Origin of the sequence: Paraburkholderia sp. EG286A (genome assembly GCF_040965375.1) — a bacterium.
In the GTDB taxonomy this organism is placed as follows: Bacteria; Pseudomonadota; Gammaproteobacteria; order Burkholderiales; family Burkholderiaceae; genus Paraburkholderia.
In genome coordinates this window covers 83,206-103,022 of the sequence record NZ_JBFRCB010000013.1, presented here as the reverse complement: position 1 = coordinate 103,022, position 19,817 = coordinate 83,206, and the positions used below count along the sequence as shown (strand labels likewise).

The 19,817-nt window shown below is 67.3% G+C and carries 14 protein-coding genes and 1 pseudogene; 12 read left to right on the top strand and 3 right to left on the bottom strand.

The window, feature by feature from the left end; all coding sequences use genetic code 11:
* Positions 1–122: 122 nt before the first annotated feature.
* The 8 genes from pilM (at position 123) to ugpQ (ending at position 8,196) form a co-directional block, all read left to right on the top strand.
* Positions 123–1,103, top strand: a complete 981-nt coding sequence (gene pilM / locus AB4Y35_RS38705; protein ID WP_368691437.1) for a type IV pilus biogenesis protein PilM — start codon at positions 123–125, stop codon at positions 1,101–1,103.
* Entirely contained in the window at positions 1,100–1,789 is a 690-nt protein-coding gene (locus AB4Y35_RS38700; protein ID WP_368708568.1) for a fimbrial assembly family protein, read from the top strand. Before pilM ends, AB4Y35_RS38700 begins: the two co-directional genes overlap by 4 nt.
* The gene (locus AB4Y35_RS38695) at positions 1,786–2,661 is read left to right on the top strand and encodes a hypothetical protein (protein WP_368708567.1); all 876 of its coding nucleotides are present in this window, start codon (positions 1,786–1,788) and stop codon (positions 2,659–2,661) included. Before AB4Y35_RS38700 ends, AB4Y35_RS38695 begins: the two co-directional genes overlap by 4 nt.
* Positions 2,658–4,283, top strand: a complete 1,626-nt coding sequence (locus tag AB4Y35_RS38690; protein WP_368708566.1) for a type IV pilus secretin PilQ — start codon at positions 2,658–2,660, stop codon at positions 4,281–4,283. The genes AB4Y35_RS38695 and AB4Y35_RS38690 overlap by 4 nt, the downstream gene beginning before the upstream one ends.
* A 131-nt stretch (positions 4,284–4,414) precedes the next feature.
* Positions 4,415–4,969: a shikimate kinase AroK gene (gene aroK, locus AB4Y35_RS38685; protein ID WP_069268233.1), complete on the top strand. Its 555-nt coding sequence runs from the start codon at positions 4,415–4,417 to the stop codon at positions 4,967–4,969.
* 75 nt (positions 4,970–5,044) lie between these two features.
* A complete protein-coding gene (gene aroB, locus AB4Y35_RS38680; RefSeq protein ID WP_368708565.1) occupies positions 5,045–6,127 on the top strand; it encodes a 3-dehydroquinate synthase in 1,083 nt (360 codons plus the stop codon).
* A 94-nt stretch (positions 6,128–6,221) separates the two neighbouring features.
* Positions 6,222–7,388: a deoxyguanosinetriphosphate triphosphohydrolase gene (locus AB4Y35_RS38675; protein ID WP_368708579.1), complete on the top strand. Its 1,167-nt coding sequence runs from the start codon at positions 6,222–6,224 to the stop codon at positions 7,386–7,388.
* A gap of 49 nt (positions 7,389–7,437) precedes the next feature.
* On the top strand, positions 7,438–8,196 hold the full coding sequence (gene ugpQ / locus AB4Y35_RS38670; RefSeq protein WP_368708564.1) for a glycerophosphodiester phosphodiesterase: 759 nt from the start codon (positions 7,438–7,440) through the stop codon (positions 8,194–8,196).
* A gap of 36 nt (positions 8,197–8,232) precedes the next feature.
* Here the strand turns inward: ugpQ and AB4Y35_RS38665 are convergent, their stop codons facing one another.
* Together AB4Y35_RS38665 and AB4Y35_RS38660 are read right to left on the bottom strand one after the other, a co-directional pair.
* Positions 8,233–8,607 carry a YqjD family protein gene (locus AB4Y35_RS38665; RefSeq protein ID WP_133186266.1) on the bottom strand — a complete coding sequence of 125 codons (375 nt, stop codon included), beginning with the start codon at positions 8,605–8,607 and terminating at the stop codon, positions 8,233–8,235.
* A 375-nt stretch (positions 8,608–8,982) separates the two neighbouring features.
* A complete protein-coding gene (locus AB4Y35_RS38660) occupies positions 8,983–9,702 on the bottom strand; it encodes an OmpW family outer membrane protein (protein WP_342949818.1) in 720 nt (239 codons plus the stop codon).
* A gap of 189 nt (positions 9,703–9,891) precedes the next feature.
* On the opposite strand from AB4Y35_RS38660, the pseudogene AB4Y35_RS38655 reads away from it, so the two are divergent.
* The 4 genes and pseudogenes from AB4Y35_RS38655 to thpR all read left to right on the top strand — a co-directional run.
* Positions 9,892–10,581, top strand: a pseudogene (locus tag AB4Y35_RS38655) (transposase); the annotation flags it as partial.
* A gap of 652 nt (positions 10,582–11,233) precedes the next feature.
* Complete coding sequence (locus tag AB4Y35_RS38650; RefSeq protein WP_368708563.1) at positions 11,234–15,934, top strand: glutamate synthase-related protein; 4,701 nt, start codon at positions 11,234–11,236, stop codon at positions 15,932–15,934.
* Between the two features lie 104 nt (positions 15,935–16,038).
* Positions 16,039–17,505, top strand: a complete 1,467-nt coding sequence (locus tag AB4Y35_RS38645) for a glutamate synthase subunit beta (protein ID WP_368708562.1) — start codon at positions 16,039–16,041, stop codon at positions 17,503–17,505.
* A gap of 302 nt (positions 17,506–17,807) precedes the next feature.
* Entirely contained in the window at positions 17,808–18,368 is a 561-nt protein-coding gene (gene thpR, locus AB4Y35_RS38640; protein ID WP_368691443.1) for an RNA 2',3'-cyclic phosphodiesterase, read from the top strand.
* A gap of 36 nt (positions 18,369–18,404) precedes the next feature.
* Here thpR and AB4Y35_RS38635 read toward each other — a convergent pair whose 3' ends face one another.
* On the bottom strand, positions 18,405–19,769 hold the full coding sequence (locus AB4Y35_RS38635; protein ID WP_368708561.1) for a D-amino acid dehydrogenase: 1,365 nt from the start codon (positions 19,767–19,769) through the stop codon (positions 18,405–18,407).
* Between the last annotated feature and the right edge of the window lie 48 nt (positions 19,770–19,817).

Genomic DNA, 19,817 nt, shown 5'->3' with positions numbered 1-19,817 from the left:
ATAGCGCTGGCGGCGATCGTTGGCCGTTCGGCCGAGTATTCGTGCGCCGCCCCGCTTCGCACAATTTCTCCATCGACGCGCTGCGAACGGTTTGCGGCGCACGGACAAACGGGAGGGATGCGATGGGTTTCGGGAATCCGCTGTTGTTGGGCGCTCGCCGCTTTGCCGCGGGTGTGGATTTAAGCGCGCGCGGGGTCACGCTGGTGGTGTTGAGCCAGCGTATTGTCGGGGCGGGGCCGGTCCGCCTCGAATGGCTGGCGGGCGCGCCGCTCGCGCGCGAGGCGCTCGCCGGCGCGGAGATCGTCGACCGGGCGGCCATCGTCGCGGCGCTTCGCGGCGTGTTTGGCGAGTTGCCGCGCGCCAGCGCCGCGGCGTCGCTGCGTTGCGCCATGGCGCTGCCCACGAGCGCGACGCTCGTCGCGACCGTGCCGCTCGCGCGTCTTGCGCCGGCGGGTGCGATGGACGAGTCGGGTATTCACGCGGCGCTCGAGCCGCTCGTGCTGGCGGAGGCGGAACGCGTGGCGGGCGTGGAGCGCGGCGAGCTGGCGGTCGACTGGAGCGTGCTGCCGGCCACGCCGCGCAGCCACGAAGCGCAGGTGACGATCGCGGCGACGGCGCGGCAGCATCTCGAAGCGCGCATCGAGTGTGCGGCCATGGCGGGCATCACGTTGTGCGCCGTGGACGGCGAAGCGCACGCCGCGTTGCGCGCCATGCGGCACGCGGCGGTGTACGAGTTGCCGCCGCACGAGCCCTGGGTGGCGATCTGGGTCGGCCCGGAAGGCGTGCATGGCTGGTTGCTCGTCGACGACTCGGTCATCCGGCACATGCGCTTTCCCGCGCTCGAACATGCCGATCTCGTGGAGGCGCTGCGCGACCTCGTCGACGGCGAGCAGGCCGGCTGCGTGCAGGTCTCGGGCGAGCTTGCCATGCTGCGCGGCGCGAACTTCACGATGGCCGACATCGGCGACGCGCTGGGCGCGCCAGTGCTGCCCTTCGAATGCGCACCGCTGGCCGACATCGAGTGGCCGCTTGCGGCGACGCTGTTGCATGATCCGGCGTGTGCGGTGGCGTTCGGACTCGCGTTGCGCGGGGTGGCGGAATGACGCTCACGCGCGCCGTGCGCGAGTTACCGCGCCGGGCCGTCGGCGGATTCAATCTGCTGCCGTGGCGGCAGCGCGCCATTCGCAGGCGGCGTTGCTGGCGCCTGCTCGAATGGGGCGCCGCGGCGCTTGGCGGGTGCGCGTGTGCGCTGGGTGTCGTGCTCTGGCAGCGCGTCGAATGCAGCGCGCTCGAGGCTCGGCGCGCGGCGCTGGAGCGGCCGCTGGCGCAGTGGCGTGCACCGCTCGCCGAGGCGCAGCGCCTCACGCTGGCGAGCGAAGCGCGGCGTGTCGGCGAGCGACTCGCCCGGCAGCACGCGCGGGCTACGGCGCGCTTTTTCGCCCTCGCGGACGCGTTGGCAAGCGACGCTCTGCCGGGCGTCGGCTTGCAGCAGCTCGCGCAGTTCGCCGATGAAACCGATCTGCAGGCGAGCGCAGCGGACGAATCGGCGGCTGCGGCGTGGCTCGGGCGGCTGCGCTCGCTGCCCGATGTCGAGGCCGTGCGCGTGCGCGAACTCAAGCGCGTCGCGCCGGCCGGCGCTGCACGCGAGCGTGCGTCCGACGGCGAACCGATTCGCGTCGCGGCTCATCTCGTCTGGCAAGGCGCGAGCACCGTGCCGCGGGCCGACACGCCGCGAGCGCAAGAGGCACCGCGAGCGTCGAGCGACGCCGCAGCGAAGGAGGCGACATGAGCACGATGGCTGCGCACGCCGGACAGGAACGGGCGCCCGTTTCGGCTCGGTCTGGCGCGGGCAAGGTATTACGCGGATGGCCGCCGCTGCACGCGTGGAGCCTGCACCGCCGCCTGGCTGTCGCGTTGACGATTGCCGTGCTGGCTCTCGCCACTGCAAGCGGCGCCTGCATCGTCGGGGATCCGCTTGGCGTCCATGCAGCGCGCGCCGCGCTGGAAGCCGCTCAAAAGCGCTACGGCGATGCCCAGCAAGTCCTGGCGCGTCTGCCCGCGCTGCGCGAAGCTGCGGCGCGAATGCCTTCGCGTGCGCCGCGTGCGGGCAATTCCGCCGACGACATTCGCCGCATCTCGCAACTCGCCGCGCAATCGGGCCTCGTGCTGCATGTGCTGGAGCCAGGCGTCGCGGGCGGCGTGCAAGCCGAGGCGTTTCGGTCGATCAGGCTGGTCGCGCAAGGCAGCTTCGCGCAACTGCGCCGACTGCTCGAAGAGTTGGCGCGCGAGGCGGCGCTCACGGTGCCATTCGAGCTTGCCGTCCGGCGCACGGGAACCGGTCTGTCGGTCTCGGCAACGTTGCGCGTATACGATGCGCTTCCCGCCGTGCCGCTGGCGGTGGCGTCCGCCGCAGCGGCGGTTCGCGATCCCTTTGCGCACGCGGCTGCGGCCGGGCGGGCGGAAGACGGGTGGCGCCTTGCCGGCATCCTGCAGGATCGGCTGCGCATCCTCGCGCTCCTGGAAACGCCCGAGGGCGTCGTGACCGCGCAGGCGGGCGAGGCGATCGGCAATGCGCGCGTGCTGGCAATCGGGCCGGCGCGGGTCGTCGTCGCGGCGGGTGGGACGACGCGCGCGCTCGGCTGGGCGGAGCCGGCGAAATGAGCGCGCTCGAGCGGAGCGTTGTTGTCCTCGCCGCGTTGATGGTGAGCGTTGCCGCGTGCGCGGCATGGGCCGCGGTGCCGCCGCCTCGACCTGGGTGGGCACGTCCGCTGGCGGCGCTCGCGCGCTACGAAGTGCCGCCGTTGCCCGACGGGGCGGGGGAGCCCGCAGCGAATCAGTGGATCGCCAATCCGTTCATGGGAGGCAGCGATGCCTTTATGACCGAAGTCGCGCCCGAAGACGTTTCGCGGGCAGACGCGGACGGCGACGCTGGCGTGTCCCAACGCGCCGCCCAGCCTTCGCGCGAACCCGGCAGCGACTTACCAGCGGCCGGGCCGCTAGAAGGGCCGCCGGTACCCATGCGCGCGCCAATGCGCCTCGGCGACGCCGCGGCGGCCAACGATGGATTGCCGCCGGACCGGCCGATCACGCTCAACTTCCAGCGCGCTGAACTCACGGCCGTTCTGCATGCGTTCGCCCAGTTCACGAAGCTCAATATCGTCGCAAGCGAACGGGCGCGCGGCCAGGTGACGTTGCGCCTCCAGCGCGTGCCGTGGCGTACCGCGTTCGACCTGCTGCTGGAAGCAAACGGCCTTGCGATGTCGCGCATCGGCGACGTGATCTGGGTCGCGCCCGCCGCGGAGGTGGCGGCGCGCGAGCGGCAGCGTTACGAGGCGCACGCCCGGGCCGCGGAGCTGGAGCCGCTCGCGAGCCGCTCGTTCGAGTTGCACTACGCGCGCGCCGAGGATTTGCGCCGCTTCCTGACCGGCACGGGCGCACAGCGCGCACTCTCGAAGCGCGGCACGGCGGTGGCGGACGCGCGCACGAATGTCCTCTTCGTCACCGACCTGCCGGCGCGACTCGACCAGATCGGCGAACTCGTGTGGCGGCTCGATGCGCCCGCGCGCCAGGTGCTGATCGAGGCGCGTATCGTCGAGGGGGACGAGGGGCTGTCGCGCGAGCTGGGCGTGCGTCTTGGCGTGACGCCGGTGAGCGTGGACGCAACGGCCCCCCGCGGCCTGATCACCAAAGCCGACGGCACGGTGTACAACCTCGCGGCGGGCCCGATCGCCGGCTTCGAGCCCGCGGGGCTTGGGCTCACGCTGCTGGCCGCGCGCGCCACGCGCATGCTCGACATCCAGTTGAGCGCGCTCGAGGCAGAAGGGCGCGGACGCGTGGTGTCGAGCCCGCGCGTGGTCACCGCCGACCGCACGAAGGCCGTCGTCGAGCAGGGTACCGAGCTGCCTTATCAGGCCAAGGTCGGGCAGGGCGTTTCGGGCGTGCAATTCCGGCGCGCCAGCCTGAAACTCGAAGTCGAGCCGCAGATCACACCCGATGGCCGCGTGATACTCGACCTCGACGTGGCGAAGGACAGTGTCGGCGAGCAAACGGCCGCCGGGCCTGCGATCAACACCAAGCACGTGCAGACGCGCGTGGAAATCGAGGACGGCGGGACGGTCTCGATTGGCGGCATCGACGCGACCGATGACCGCGATGATGTGACGCGCGTGCCACTCCTGGGCAAAATACCGGTTCTGGGCGCGCTTTTTTCGCATCGCGCGCACCGGGATAAGCGCAGCGAGCTCGTGGTGTTCATCACGCCGCGCGTCGTGGAGCCGAATTGACCCTCATTGATCGGGCAAACTGGCTGCCAGCGGGCAGCCCCATGTTTACGGGGTCTGATCAACGGGGCCGCAGGCTCGACAATGCCGCCGCTTTGCCAGTAAGCTGCGGCACCAACCTTTCGTAGGAAACGCTGCAAGTGCGGGACGCAAACGCCAATGTATTTTTCGTAGGGCTCATGGGCGCCGGCAAGACGACCGTGGGCCGGGCGGTCGCGCGCCGGCTGGAGCGTCCGTTCTTCGACTCCGATCACGAGATCGAGGCGCGCACGGGCGCGCGCATCCCGGTGATCTTCGAACTCGAAGGCGAAGCGGGCTTTCGCGACCGCGAGGCCCAGATGATCGAAGAGCTCACAGGGCGCGAAGGCATCGTCCTCGCGACCGGTGGCGGCGCGGTGCTGCGGCCCGAGAATCGCGCGGCGCTCAAGGCGCGCGGCTTCGTCGTGTATCTGCGCGCGCATCCGCACGACCTGTGGCTGCGCACGCGGCGCGACAAGAATCGCCCGCTGCTGCAAACCGAAGACCCGAAGGCGCGGCTCGAAGCGCTGTACGAAGTGCGCGACCCGCTGTATCGCGAAGTCGCGGACTTCGTGATCGAAACCGGCCGGCCTTCCGTCAACGGACTCGTCAACATGGTGCTGATGCAGCTCGACATGGCCGGCGTCGTGCGGGCCACGGCGCGCGAGTAGGGCGCAGGTCGCCCGGTGAGTCGCGCAGTGAGTCGTGCAGCAGGCAGTCCATCGGAAACCCAAAAGATTCAGAGCATGATTACCGTCAACGTCGAACTGGGCGACCGCGCCTACCCCATCCATATCGGCTCCGGCCTGATCGGTCAGACGGCGCTCTTCGCGCCCCATATCGCCGGCAAGTCGGTCACGATCGTGACGAACACCGTCGTCGATCCGCTCTACGGCGAGACGCTGCGCGCCGCGCTTGCGCCGCTCGGCAAGGACGTCAACACGGTGGTGCTGCCCGACGGCGAGGCGCACAAGAACTGGGAAACGCTCAACGAGATCTTCGACGCGCTGCTCACCTCGCGCGCCGACCGCAAGACCACGCTCATCGCGCTGGGCGGCGGCGTGACGGGTGACATGACTGGCTTCGCGGCCGCCTGCTACATGCGCGGCGTGCCGTTCATCCAGGTGCCGACCACGCTGCTTTCGCAGGTCGATTCGTCGGTGGGCGGCAAGACGGGCATCAATCATCCGCTCGGCAAGAACATGATCGGCGCGTTCTACCAGCCGCAGGCCGTGATCGCCGACATCGGCGCGCTGGCCACGCTGCCGGAGCGCGAGCTGGCAGCCGGCATTGCCGAGGTCATCAAGACCGGCGCGATTGCCGACGCCGAATTCTTCGACTGGATCGAAGCCAACGTCGAATCGCTCAACCGTTGCGAGCCCGAAGCGCTCGCGCACGCGGTCAAGCGCTCGTGCGAGATCAAGGCATCGGTCGTGGCCGCCGACGAGCGCGAGGGCGGCCTGCGCGCCATCCTCAACTTCGGCCATACGTTCGGCCACGCGATCGAGGCCGGGCTCGGCTACGGCGAGTGGCTGCACGGCGAGGCGGTGGGCTGCGGCATGGTGATGGCTGCGGACCTCTCGGTACGCGTGGGCATGCTGGACGAAGCCTCGCGCACGCGCCTCGTGCGCGTGGTCGAGGCCGCGAAGCTGCCGGTGCGTGCGCCCGCGCTCGGCGCCGACCGCTACGTCGAGTTGATGCAGGTCGACAAGAAGGCCGAGGGCGGAGCGATCAAGTTCATCCTGCTCAAGCGCTTCGGCGAGACGCACATCGGCCGCGCGCCCGACGAAGCCGTGCAGGCCACGCTCGCCGCCGCGACGCGGAACTGAGGCGGCGTCGGCGACAACCCCTTGCGGAGGAACGGTGAGCGACACCCGCAGCGATAACCGTAGTGATCCCCGTAGTGTTCAGGAACGTAGCGACGTGCATGGCGGCGACGCCAGCGCCGCGCTGGTCGCGTCATTCGAGGCGGGTCTCGCGCCTTACGCGGCGCACGCCTCGCGCTCGCGCGGGCGGCGCTATCCCGAGCCGCCGCCCGCCGCGCGCAGCGAGTTCCAGCGCGACCGCGACCGCATTGTCCATTCCACGGCGTTTCGCCGCCTCGAGTACAAGACCCAGGTGTTCGTGAATCACGAGGGCGATCTCTTTCGCACACGGCTCACGCACAGCCTGGAAGTCGCGCAGATCGCCCGCTCGGTCGCCCGCAATCTGCGCGTGAACGAGGATCTGGTCGAGGCGATCTCGCTCGCCCACGACCTCGGCCATACGCCGTTCGGCCATGCGGGCCAGGACGCGCTCAACGAGTGCATGCGCGAGCACGGTGGCTTCGAGCACAATCTCCAGAGTCTCGCGGTCGTGGACGAGCTCGAAGAGCACTACGGCGCGTTCGACGGCCTGAACCTGTGCTTCGAAACGCGCGAAGGCATTCTCAAGCACTGCTCGCGCGAGCATGCGCGGCATCTGGGCGATCTGGGCGAGCGTTTTCTGCTCGGCCGGCAGCCGTCGATCGAAGCGCAGATCGCCAACATCGCCGACGAAATTGCCTACAACAACCACGACGTCGACGACGGCTTGCGCTCGGGCCTGCTCACCATCGAGCAGCTCGCCGAGGTCGAACTCTGGCAAACGCACTACGACGCCGCGCGCGCCGAATATCCGCAGATCGAGGGCCGCCGGCTGGTTCACGAGACGGTGCGGCGCATCATCAACACGCTGATCGTCGATCTGATCGGGCAGACGCGGCGCAATCTCGCCGAGTGCGCGCCGCAGTCGCTCGACGACGTGCGCGCCGCGCCCGCGCTCGTCGCGCACAGCGAGCGCGTGGCCGCGCAGGCGGCTGCGCTCAAGCGCTTCCTCTACCGCAACCTGTATCGCCACTATCGCGTGATGCGCATGGCCAACAAGGCGCGGCGCGTGGTGAAGGGGCTGTTCGAGGCGTTCAGCGAAGACTCGCGCCTGCTGCCGCCGCCGTACCAGACGCAGGACGCCGCCGTGCAGCCGCGGCTGATCGCTCATTACATCGCAGGCATGACCGACCGCTATGCCCTGAAGGAGTACCGCCGTCTCTTCGTCGTTGCCGACGACGTTTGAGGGCGCGGCTCGCCCCCTCTCACCGCCCCTGCTGATTCCGGGAGCCCATATGATCAAGTCCTGGCCGTATCCGCGCGTTGCCGCGCACCGAGGGGGCGGCACGCTCGCGCCCGAGAACACGCTGGCGGGTCTGCGCACGGGCGCGAGCCTCGGGCATACGCTGGTCGAGTTCGACGCCAAGCTGTCCGTCGACAACGTCGCGTTCCTGCTGCACGACGACACGGTGAACCGCACATCGAACGGGCACGGCGCCGCGGCACGCATGCGCTACGAGGAACTTGCGACGCTGGACGCGGGCAGCTGGCGGGATGCGCGTTTTGCGGGCGAGCCAATGCCCACGCTCGCTCAGGTCGCAGCGTGCTGTCGTGAGCTGGGGCTTGCGGCGAACGTCGAGATCAAGCCCTGCGCGGGCCGCGACGTGGAGACAGGGCGCATAGTAGGCGCCGAAACGGCTCGCCTATGGGAGAGCGAAGCGCGGGCAGGCACGCCGCCTTTGCTGTCGTCGTTCTCTTATGCAGCGCTCGAGGCGGCGCGCGAGAGCGCGCCGGAACTGCCGCGCGGTCTGCTATTCGAACGCGTGCCCGCCGACTGGCGCGAGCAGACCGCGGCGCTCGAATGTGTGTCGCTCCATGCGAGCCATCGCCATCTGGACGAGGCGCTCGTCGAGCGCATCAAGGCGGCGGGGCTTTTCATCCTCGCCTATACGGTGAACGACCTCGACCGCGCTCGCCAGCTCGTGAGCTGGGGCGTCGATACGGTCTGCACAGACCGTATCGACCTGATCGGGCCGCACGCGCTCGACGCCTGAGGCCCCAGGCCGGGCGGCCGGTGCCCGGCTCCTCCTTCAGCGGCGCGAGAGCAGCGCGCCCACTACCAGCGCCACGCCGCCGGCAATCGCGACGGCCTGCCAGGGATTGCGGTGCACGTAGTCGTCAGCGCCGGCGATGGCCGCGTCAGTGTGGTCGCGCGCGGCGGCACGCGCGACTTCGAGCCGCTCGCGGGCGGCGTCGAGACGCTTGCGGATGTCGGCGCGCAGCGCAGCCGCATCGGCCTGGGTTCCTTCACCCAGCGTGTTTTCCAGCTCGGCGAGCAGATCACGCAACTCGTCGGTGATATCGGCGGCGGCGCTGCGGCCGCGGCGCGCGATGCGCCGCGCATGTCGGCTCGTGCGCGTCCAGGAATCTCCGAGGGCTTCTCGCGTGTTCGGAAAGGCGCTCATTTATGGCTCCGTCGTTGAAAAGTCACAGGTAAAAGGCTCGCCGCGGGGCGCACGAAAAAGGGCGCGGGAGGGCGAGGACCGGAGTGCCAGTATTGCGCAATTCCAGTGCCCAAGCCTTGAACGAGCGCAGCGAGCCGGGCGCAAATGCCCGCCAGGCGGGGCTCCGATCTCTGGTGACAAAACAGGTGATTACGGGGACAGCACGCTTTTTCGCAGAGGCATAGAATCAGGATAAGCCCATGCGAAGGCGGGGAAAAATCGATGGAGACGCGAAGACAGGAAGGGCACGGCCGGGCGGGAAACGCCGCCCTCCGCCAGACGCCGCAAGGGCGAGGCGAAGGGCCGGCGCGAGGTGGTGCGTGGCGCCGCAGCGCGTTAGAAGTTGTAGCCGACCTTCAGGTACGTCACGAGCGGGTTCAGGTGAATCTTCGATTCCGCGACTCGCTGGGTGCCGAACTGGTTGTTCAGCGTCGTGTGGTACGTGGCCGTCACGTTGATCGGAATGTACGAGAGCGAGAAACCGGCGAACCAGTGCTTCGTGAAGTTGTAGTTGAAGCCCAGGTTAAACACGGGGGCCCAGGAACGATCCGTCGAAACGCTGGTCGGACCCCCAAGCCTCTCTTGTTCGAAGGCTCCGTTGGTGATCTTCGCGTCGGTGAACCAGGCGTAGGTCACGCCGACGCCGAGGTAAGGACGGAATTTTGCTTCCGGGCTGTTGAAGTAGTACTTGAACAGCAGCGCGGGGCTCCACAGTTTCGCCGAGCCGACCTTGCCGTAGCTGCTGAAGCTGCCGCCGCCGGAAATATCGAACTTCGGCGGAATGCCCAGTTCGGCTTCGGTAGCGAAGTGGTCGGTGATGTAGTAGCCGAGGGAGAAACCCACGGTGTCGGCCGAGCCGACGCTGGCGCCCGTATTCGGAATGGCCATGTTGACGGGCGTGCCGCCGACGCTGTCGATCTTGAGCGGATCGCTGGTGTCCTGCGGCATGAAGCGGAACCAGCCGGTGGTGACGTAGAACGTGTTTGCGGATTGTGCGTGTGCTGCCGTGAAACTGGCGAGCGCGGCGACCCCTGCCAGCGCCTGTTTTAATTTCATATTAATTGCTCCTCCATGAAAGGCCCGCTCATTATGAACACAACGTTTGCAACAAACCAGACGCGACCGTTAGAGCTTTTTTACTAAGCGCCGCGAGCTTTCCGCCGAAGCCGCATGCCAGCGAGAACTAGCGCTGGTGGGGCCTGGCGGGTCTGCGGGTATTCACCAACGGAACCAGGAAAATCGAGCATGGCACGGCTTGCACGTCTTTATGTTCCCGATCAGCCACAGCATGTGATCCTGCGCGGACTCGATCAGCAGCCCGCGTTCGTCGATGACCAGGACTACGAACTGTTCATCGACTGCCTGAAGGCCGCGGCGCGCGATCATCATCTGGCGGTGCATGCGTGGGTTTTGATGCCCGGCGCGGTGCAACTGCTCGTCACGCCTTCCGACGAATCCAGCCTGCCCAAGGCAATGCAGGCGGTCGGCCGGCGCTACGTGGCGCATTTCAACCGGCGCTATGCGCGTCGCGGCACGCTCTGGGAGGGGCGCTACCGCGCGACGGTCATCGAGGGCGAGCGCTTCTTCCTGCTGGCGAGCCGCGTCGTCGAGCTCGCACCGGTGCGCAGCCACCTCGTGACGGCGCCTGAAGACTATCGATGGTCGAGCTACCGGCATCACATCGGCCTGACCGTCGACAGCCTCATCACCGACCATCCGCTGTACTGGGCGCTCGGCAACACGCCGTTCGAGCGTCAGCGCGCGTATCGCGAACTCTGCGAGCAGGTGCTCGACGAACGCGAAACGACGCAGCTCATGCAGGCCACGCTCAAGGGCTGGGTGCTCGGCAGCGACACGTACCGCGATTGGGCGTCGCGCACGGCGAACCGGCGCGTCTCGCCGCTGCCGCGCGGGCGCCCGCGCAAGGTGCGCGAAGCGCCGGGCACGCCAGCGGCAACGCCGGGCGCCATTGGCGCCGCGGCCACCGCGAGCCCGGCTTCGACGCCTGCGGCCGGATCGGGCGGGGCGGGCGGTCAGCCGGCGGGCCATGGCGCCGTTCAATCTGGCCCCCATTCGACTTCGCATCCCGGCGCCAATCCGGCCGGCTCGACCTCGACGCATGGAGGCGGCCACGCGGGTAGTGGTTCGGCTACAACATCGGGTGTAAATCCGGGTGGCTCGAACGGCCATTCCGGTGGTTCGCAGGGTTCCGGTGACGGCGGCTCCTCCGGTTCGAGTTCGGAACGCGACGAGCGCAAGCCGGGCACTGGCACTCACTGATTGCTTTTTGGATCAACTGTTTACGAGATAAAACGGCATCTCCGGATGCCGTTTTCTTTTGCCCGAATCTAATATGGCCCCAATAAAAAAATGTGCGAATGCACCAACTCGATAATTGGGGTTCGAACATCACGTTTTATTTGCATCCCCTTGATTCGTCGCGTATATTCGCCTTTCGGCTCTCCTGGGCGCATAACGCGGGAAGCACGTAGTACCCGCGCAACGCCGTACAGCGGTCACGTAAGCGGCGTAAATCAAGAAAACGGATTCAACGGCTGGCAACGGCCCCCACTCTGACGGTGTCCCCATGAACGATCACCAGCAGCGCGCCGCGGTGCCCGCCGCGCAAGGTCTCTATGACCCGCAAAACGAACACGACGCCTGTGGCGTCGGCTTCGTCGCCCATATCAAGGGCAAGAAGAGCCACGAAATCATTCAGCAAGGCCTGAAGATTCTCGAGAACCTCGACCACCGGGGCGCCGTGGGCGCCGATCCGCTGATGGGCGACGGCGCGGGCATCCTGATCCAGATTCCGGACGCGTTCTACCGCGAAGAGATGGCCAAGCAGGGCGTGACGCTGCCGCCGTTCGGCGAGTACGGCGTCGGCATGATCTTCCTGCCGAAGGAACACGCCTCGCGTCTCGCCTGCGAGCAGGAACTCGAGCGCACGGTGCGTGCCGAAGGCCAGGTCGTGCTGGGCTGGCGCGACGTGCCGGTCGATCACGCCATGCCGATTTCGCCCACGGTGAAGGCGAGCGAGCCGCTGATCCGCCAGATCTTCATCGGCCGCGGCAAGGACGTGATGGTTACGGACGCGCTCGAGCGCAAGCTGTACATCATCCGCAAGACCGCGAGCCACCGCATCCAGGCGCTCAAGCTCAAGCACGGCAAGGAATACTTCGTGCCGTCGTGCTCGGCGCGCACGGTCGTCTACAAGGGCCTGCTGCTGGCCGGCCAGGTCGGCGTGTACTACCGCGACCTGCAGGACGAGCGCGTGGTGTCGGCACTGGCGCTCGTGCACCAGCGCTTCTCGACCAACACGTTCCCGGCGTGGGAACTGGCTCACCCGTACCGCATGATCGCCCACAACGGTGAAATCAACACCGTGAAGGGCAACGTGAACTGGCTGAACGCCCGTACCGGCGCGATCGCCTCGCACGTGCTCGGCGACGACCTGCCGAAGCTCTGGCCGCTGATCTATCCGGGCCAGTCCGACACGGCATCGTTCGACAACTGTCTCGAACTGCTGGTGATGGCGGGGTACCCGCTCGTCCACGCGATGATGATGATGATCCCGGAAGCCTGGGAACAGCACACGCTGATGGACGAGAACCGCAAGGCGTTCTACGAATACCACGCTGCGATGATGGAGCCGTGGGACGGCCCCGCCGCGATCGCGTTCACCGACGGCCGCCAGATCGGCGCGACGCTTGACCGTAACGGTCTGCGTCCGGCGCGCTACATCGTCACGGACGACGACCTGGTCATCATGGCGTCGGAAGCCGGCACGCTGCCGATCCCCGAGTCGAAGATCGTCAAGAAGTGGCGTCTGCAGCCGGGCAAGATGTTCCTGATCGACATGGAACACGGCCGCATCATCGACGACAAGGAACTCAAGGACAACCTCGCCAACGCCAAGCCGTACAAGAGCTGGATCGACGCCGTGCGCATCAAGCTCGACGAGATCGAGCCGAAGGCGGAAGACGTCGCGACTGCGCGCGCCGAAGCCGCCGCGCTGCTCGACCGTCAGCAGGCGTTCGGCTATACGCAGGAAGACCTCAAGTTCCTGATGGCGCCGATGGCGATGTCGGGCGAAGAGGCGGTCGGTTCGATGGGCAACGACTCGCCGCTGGCGGTCATGTCCAACAAGAACAAGACGCTCTACAACTACTTCAAGCAGCTGTTCGCGCAGGTCACGAACCCGCCGATCGACCCGATCCGTGAAAACATGGTGATGTCGCTCGTGTCGTTCATCGGCCCGAAGCCGAACCTGCTCGACACCAACAACATCAACCCGCCGATGCGTCTCGAAGTGTCGCAGCCGGTGCTCGACTTCAAGGACATCGCGAAGATCCGCGCGATCGAGCAGTACACGGGCGGCAAGTTCAGCAGCTACGAGCTGAACATCTGCTATCCGGTGGCCTGGGGCAAGGAAGGCATCGAAGCGCGCCTCGCGTCGCTGTGCGCGGAAGCCGTCGATGCGGTCAAGTCGGGCTACAACATCCTGATCGTGTCGGACCGCCGCGCGGACCGCGACAACGTCGCGATCCCGGCGCTGCTCGCCACCTCGGCGATCCACTCGCACCTCGTGCAGCACGGTCTGCGCACGAGCACGGGTCTCGTCGTGGAAACGGGCTCGGCGCGTGAAACGCACCACTTCGCGCTGCTCGCCGGTTTCGGCGCGGAAGCCGTGCACCCGTACCTCGCGATGGAAACGCTCGCGCAGATGGCGCAGGGCCTGAAGGGCGACCTGTCGGGCGAGAAGGCCGTCTACAACTTCACCAAGGCAGTGGGCAAGGGCCTGCTCAAGGTGATGTCGAAGATGGGCATCTCCACGTACATGTCGTACACGGGCGCGCAGATTTTCGAAGCCGTCGGTCTGGCTGACGATCTCATCGCCAAGTACTTCAAGGGGACGGCCTCGAAGGTGGGCGGCATCGGCCTGTTCGAAGTGGCCGAAGAAGCGATCCGTCTGCACCGCGACGCCTTCGGCGACAACCCGGTTCTCGCCAACATGCTCGACGCGGGCGGCGAGTACGCCTACCGTGTGCGCGGCGAAGACCACATGTGGACGCCGGACGCGATCGCCAAGCTCCAGCACTCGGCGCGCAGCAACTCGTACCAGACGTACAAGGAATACGCGCACCTGATCAACGATCAGACCAAGCGCCACATGACCTTCCGCGGTCTGTTCGAATTCCGCCTCGACCCGGCGCGCGCGATCTCGATCGACGACGTCGAGCCGGCCAAGGAAATCGTCAAGCGCTTTGCGACTGGCGCGATGTCGCTCGGCTCGATCTCGACCGAAGCGCACGCTACGCTCGCCGTCGCGATGAACCGCATCGGCGGCAAGTCGAACACGGGTGAAGGCGGCGAAGACGAGAAGCGCTACCGCAACGAACTGCGCGGCATTCCGATCAAGAACGGCGACACGATGCAGTCGATCATCGGGCCGGAAGTCGTCAAGGACATCCCGCTCAAGGATGGCGATTCGCTGCGCTCGAAGATCAAGCAGGTCGCGTCGGGCCGCTTCGGCGTGTCGGCGGAGTACCTGTCGTCGGCGGACCAGATCCAGATCAAGATGGCGCAGGGCGCGAAGCCGGGCGAAGGCGGTCAGCTGCCGGGCCACAAGGTTTCGGAATACATCGGCAAGCTGCGTTATTCGGTGCCGGGCGTGGGCCTCATTTCGCCGCCGCCGCACCACGACATCTACTCGATCGAAGACCTGGCGCAGCTGATTCACGATCTGAAGAACGTGAATCCGGTTTCGTCGATCTCGGTGAAGCTGGTGTCGGAAGTGGGCGTGGGCACGGTGGCAGCGGGCGTGGCGAAGGCCAAGGCCGACCACGTCGTGATCGCCGGTCACGACGGCGGCACGGGCGCCTCGCCGCTCTCGTCGCTCAAGCACGCCGGCACGCCGTGGGAACTCGGTCTGGCGGAAACGCAGCAGACCCTGGTGCTGAACCAGCTGCGCGGCCGTATCCGCGTGCAGGCCGACGGTCAGATGAAGACGGGCCGCGACGTGGTGATCGGCGCGCTGCTCGGCGCGGATGAATTCGGCTTTGCGACGGCGCCGCTCGTCGTGCAGGGCTGCATCATGATGCGCAAGTGCCACCTGAACACCTGCCCGGTCGGCGTTGCGACGCAAGATCCGGTGCTGCGCGCGAAGTTCTCGGGCCAGCCCGAGCACGTCGTCAACTTCTTCTTCTTCATCGCTGAAGAAGTGCGCGAAATCATGGCGCAACTGGGTATCCGCAAGTTCGACGATCTGGTCGGCCGCGCGGATCTGCTCGACACGCGCCGTGGCGTGGAGCACTGGAAGGCGAAGGGTCTCGACTTCTCGCGCGTGTTCTACCAGCCGTCGGTGGGCGCTGAAGTCGCGAAGAAGCACGTCGACACGCAAGACCACGGTCTGGACCGCGCGCTCGATCACACGCTGATCGAGAAGGCGAAGGCTGCGATCGAAACGGGCGAGCACGTCTCGTTCATCCAGCCGGTGCGCAACGTGAACCGCACGGTCGGCGCGATGCTCTCGGGCGTCGTCGCGAAGAAGTACGGCCACGACGGTCTGCCGGAAGACACGATCCACATCCAGTTGAAGGGCACGGCGGGTCAGAGCTTCGGCGCGTTCCTCGCACGCGGCATCACGCTGGACCTCGTGGGCGACGGCAACGACTACGTCGGCAAGGGCCTCTCGGGCGGCCGCATCATCATCCGTCCGACCAACGACTTCCGCGGCAAGTCCGAAGAAAACATCATCTGCGGCAACACGGTGATGTACGGCGCACTCGAAGGCGAAGCCTTCCTGCGCGGCGTGGCGGGCGAGCGTTTCGCGGTGCGTAACTCGGGCGCGACGGCGATCGTCGAAGGCACGGGCGACCACGGCTGCGAATACATGACGGGCGGCACGGTGGTCGTGCTCGGCGAAACGGGCCGTAACTTCGCGGCGGGCATGTCGGGCGGTATCGCCTACGTGTACGACCCGGACGGCACCTTCGCCGGCAAGTGCAACAAGTCGATGGTCGCGCTCGACCCGGTCCTGCAACAGGCGGAACAGGAGCGCACCGTGGACCGCGCACTGTGGCACACGGGCCAGACCGACGAAGCGCTGCTCAAGGGACTCGTCGAGCGTCACTTCCAGTTCACGGGCTCGCCGCGCGCCAAGGCGCTGCTCGAAAACTGGGATGCGGCGCGCCGCCAGTTCGTGAAGGTGTTCCCGACGGAATACAAGCGCGCACTGAGCGAACTCGGCGCGAAGAAGGCGAGCCAGGAAGAACTGGCCGCCTGATCCGCAAGACGACGACTGAACGAAGACGAAGCGCCCGCCGCGCTCACTGAAGCGGCGGCGGGCGCGGTCCCCTCACCGAATAGATAGAGATAGACGAGAACCCTATGGGTAAGGCAACCGGTTTTCTCGAGTTCGAGCGCCAACATGAGGCGTACGAAGCACCGCTCACGCGCGTGAAGCACTACAAGGAATTCGTGGCGGCGCTCTCCGACGCCGACGCGAAGATCCAGGGCGCACGCTGCATGGACTGCGGCATCCCGTTCTGCAATAACGGCTGCCCGGTCAACAACATCATTCCGGACTTCAACGACCTCGTGTTCCGCCAGGACTGGAAGAGCGCGATCGACGTCCTGCATTCCACGAACAATTTCCCCGAGTTCACGGGCCGCATCTGCCCGGCGCCCTGCGAAGCGGCGTGCACGCTCGGCATCAACGACGACCCGGTCGGCATCAAGTCGATCGAGCACGCGATCATCGACAAGGCCTGGACCGAAGGCTGGGTCGCGCCGCAAGTCGCGAAGCACAAGACGGGCAAGAAGGTTGCCGTGGTCGGTTCGGGCCCCGCGGGCCTCGCCGCCGCACAGCAGCTTGCGCGCGCCGGTCACGACGTGACGGTGTTCGAGAAGAACGACCGCATCGGCGGCCTGCTGCGCTACGGCATCCCCGACTTCAAGCTGGAGAAGTGGCTGATCGACCGCCGCATGCGCCAGATGGAAGCCGAAGGCGTGACGTTCCGCACCAACGTGTTCATCGGCCGCGGCGAGTTGCCTGCGTACATCGGCAACACGGCGAAGGAAACGATCTCGCCGGACGAGTTGAAGGACCAGTTCGACGCCGTGGTGATCGCAGGCGGTTCGGAAACGCCGCGTGACCTGCCGGTGCCGGGCCGCGAACTCGAAGGCATCTACTACGCCATGGAGTTCCTGCCGCAGCAGAACAAGGTCAACGCCGGCGACAAGCTGCCGAACCAGCTGCTCGCCAAGGGCAAGCACGTGGTCGTGATCGGCGGCGGCGATACGGGTTCCGACTGCGTGGGCACCTCGAACCGTCACGGCGCGAAGAGCGTCACGCAGTTCGAACTGCTGCCGCAGCCGCCCGAGGAAGAGAACAAGCCGCTCGTGTGGCCGTACTGGCCGATCAAGCTGCGCACGTCGTCGTCGCACGACGAAGGCTGCTCGCGCGACTGGTCGGTCGCCACCAAGCGCCTCGAAGGCAAGAACGGCAAGATCGAGAAGCTGGTCGCCGCGCGCGTGGAGTGGAAGGACGGCAAGATGGTCGAAGTGCCGGGCTCGGAATTCGAAATGAAGGCCGATCTCGTGCTGCTCGCCATGGGCTTCACGCAGCCGGTGTCGCCGGTGCTCGAGGCATTCGGCGTCGAGAAGGACGCGCGCGGCAACGTGCGTGCCTCGACCGAAGGCGAGAAGGCGTACTACACGTCGGTCGACAAGGTCTTCACCGCCGGCGACATGCGCCGCGGCCAGTCGCTCGTGGTGTGGGCGATCCGCGAGGGCCGTCAATGCGCGCGCTCCGTCGATGCGTACCTGATGGGCAGCTCGGAGTTGCCGCGTTAAACCGCGGATTGGGACCAGAGTAAGCGCTAAAGCGCTAACTCTGGTCGACACGCGAAGGTCGTCAATGCGCACGTTCCGTCGATGCGTATTTGATGGGCAGCTCGGAGTTGCCGCGATAAATCCGGTGTGTCCCGCAATTCGCCGGGACGCACGGGAGACGGCAGGAGACGCAACGACAGAAGCCGGGCACCCGCAAGGGTGACCCGGCTTTTTACTTTCGTGCTGCGGGTTTGCATGGGCGCGCGCCTCGCGCGAGAGGATTACCATGACGCGATTGCCCGACCGAACGAGGCCCGCCGATCATGTCCGAAGCCCGCGAGACCGATCGTGACACGCAGCAATGGCGGCGCTGCTTCATCGCGCTTTCGCCCACTGCGGCGTCGCGCGATGCGCTCGCCGCGCTCGACGTGCCGCCCAATGCGCGGCGCGTGCCCTATGCGCAACTCCATCTGACAGTGACGTTCATCGGTGCGATGTCGTTCGACCAGGGACACGTGCTCTCGCGGCGGCTCGCCGAGCACGCGCCGCTCCTCCCGCCGGCACAGGTCACGCATATCGAATGCTGGCCGGGCCGCGTGCATCCGCGCCTCATGGTGGCCGTGCTCGCGATGTCGGATGCGTTCACGGCGCTCGACTGGCACGTGCGTTCACTCATGGGAGACGTGGGGTTGCCGCTCGACGCGCGAGCGTTTCGCCCGCATGTGACGCTCGCGCGCTTCGCGCGCGACGCCGTGGGCGCGCCGGCGGCGAGCGGCGGGGAAGCGCTGCCGCCGTTGCGCTTCGAGTCGCTGGTGCTGTATTCGAGCACGCTGGCGAGGCAGGGCGCGCGCTACGAGGCACTGGCGAGTGTCGCGCTCGATTGAGGCGTCGGCGCCACACAGTGGAGTTTCGACCGACGCTCAGTAGCGATACCGCGCCAGCGTCAATCCATCGAGATCGATTTCCGGCGAGCGCTGTGTGACGAGATCCGCGAGCACGCGGCCAGAACCCATCGACATCGCCCAGCCCGTCGAGCCGTGTCCGACGTTCAGCCACAGGCCATCCACGCCCGACGTGCCGAGCAGCGGCGCGCCGTCCGGCACCATCGGCCGGCGCCCCACCCAGAATTGCGCCGACGAAGGCGTGGCGGCGTGCGGGAACCAGTCGTCGAGCACCTTCATGAGCGTTTGCAGCGCCTGCTCGCGCAGCGTCGCGCGATGGTCGCCCAGCTCGGCCGTCCCCGCCACACGCAGATACGGGCCGAAGCGCGTGATCGCCGTCTTGAGCGACTCGTCCATGAGCGCGGCACGCGGGGCTTTCTGCTCGTCGACCACGGGCAGCGTGGCCGAATAGCCTTTCACCGGATACAGCGGCACGCGCACGCCAAGCGGCGCGACGAGCGCCGCGCTCTCCACGCCCAGTGCGACCACCACGGCGTCGGCGGCGAGCGTATGGGGCGTGTCGTCGGCGGGCTCGCTGCGCTCGGCCGGGCGCAGCACCTCGGCCGGTGCGCGGCGCTGCTCGCGCCGGTCCCGGCGGTTGTTCGCCTTGCGCCGTCCGGGCACCGCGCGCACGCGCACGCCGCTTACCTTGCCGCCCGCGGCTTCGAGCGCGAGCACTTCGGTATCGAACATAAACGCGACGCCGCGTGCTTCGCAGACGGAGCGCAGCTCGCGCGTGAAGCGTGCGCAGTCGCCGGCCTCGTCCTCGGGCAGATAGACGCCCGCCACCGGTTTCACACGTGACCAGGCGAGCCCCGGCTCGACCTGCGCGCAGGCGGCGGCATCGAGTTCGCGATAGACGATGCCCGCATCGCGCAGCACGCCGAGCGCCGGTTGCGCGAGTTCGAGGTCGTAGTCGCTGCGAAAGAGCTGCAGATAGCCCTGGCTGCGCCCGTACTCGAACGCGTGCGCGGCGCGAAACGCGTGCAGGCATTCGCGGCTGTAATAGGCAATGCGCTGCATGCGCTGCTTGTTCACGCGAAAGCGCGCGAGATCGCATTCACGCAGCCAGCGCGCGATCCAGCGCCACTGCGCGGCGTCGAGCGTGGGCCGGAAGATGAGCGGCGAGGTGGGCTTGAGCAGATACTTGATGAGCTTCGCGGGCATGCCGGGCGCGGCCCACGGCGTGACATAGCCCGGCGCGATGACGCCGGCGTTGCCGAAGCTCGTGCCGAGCGCGACCCCCGGTTCCCGTTCGACGACCGTGACGTCGCAGCCTCGTTCGCTCAGATAGTACGCAGTAGCGACGCCGATCACACCGGCGCCGAGGACGATCGTTTTCATGCCGGTCGCACAACAGGGAGGGACGGTCGGTATTGCAGCATGTTCGCG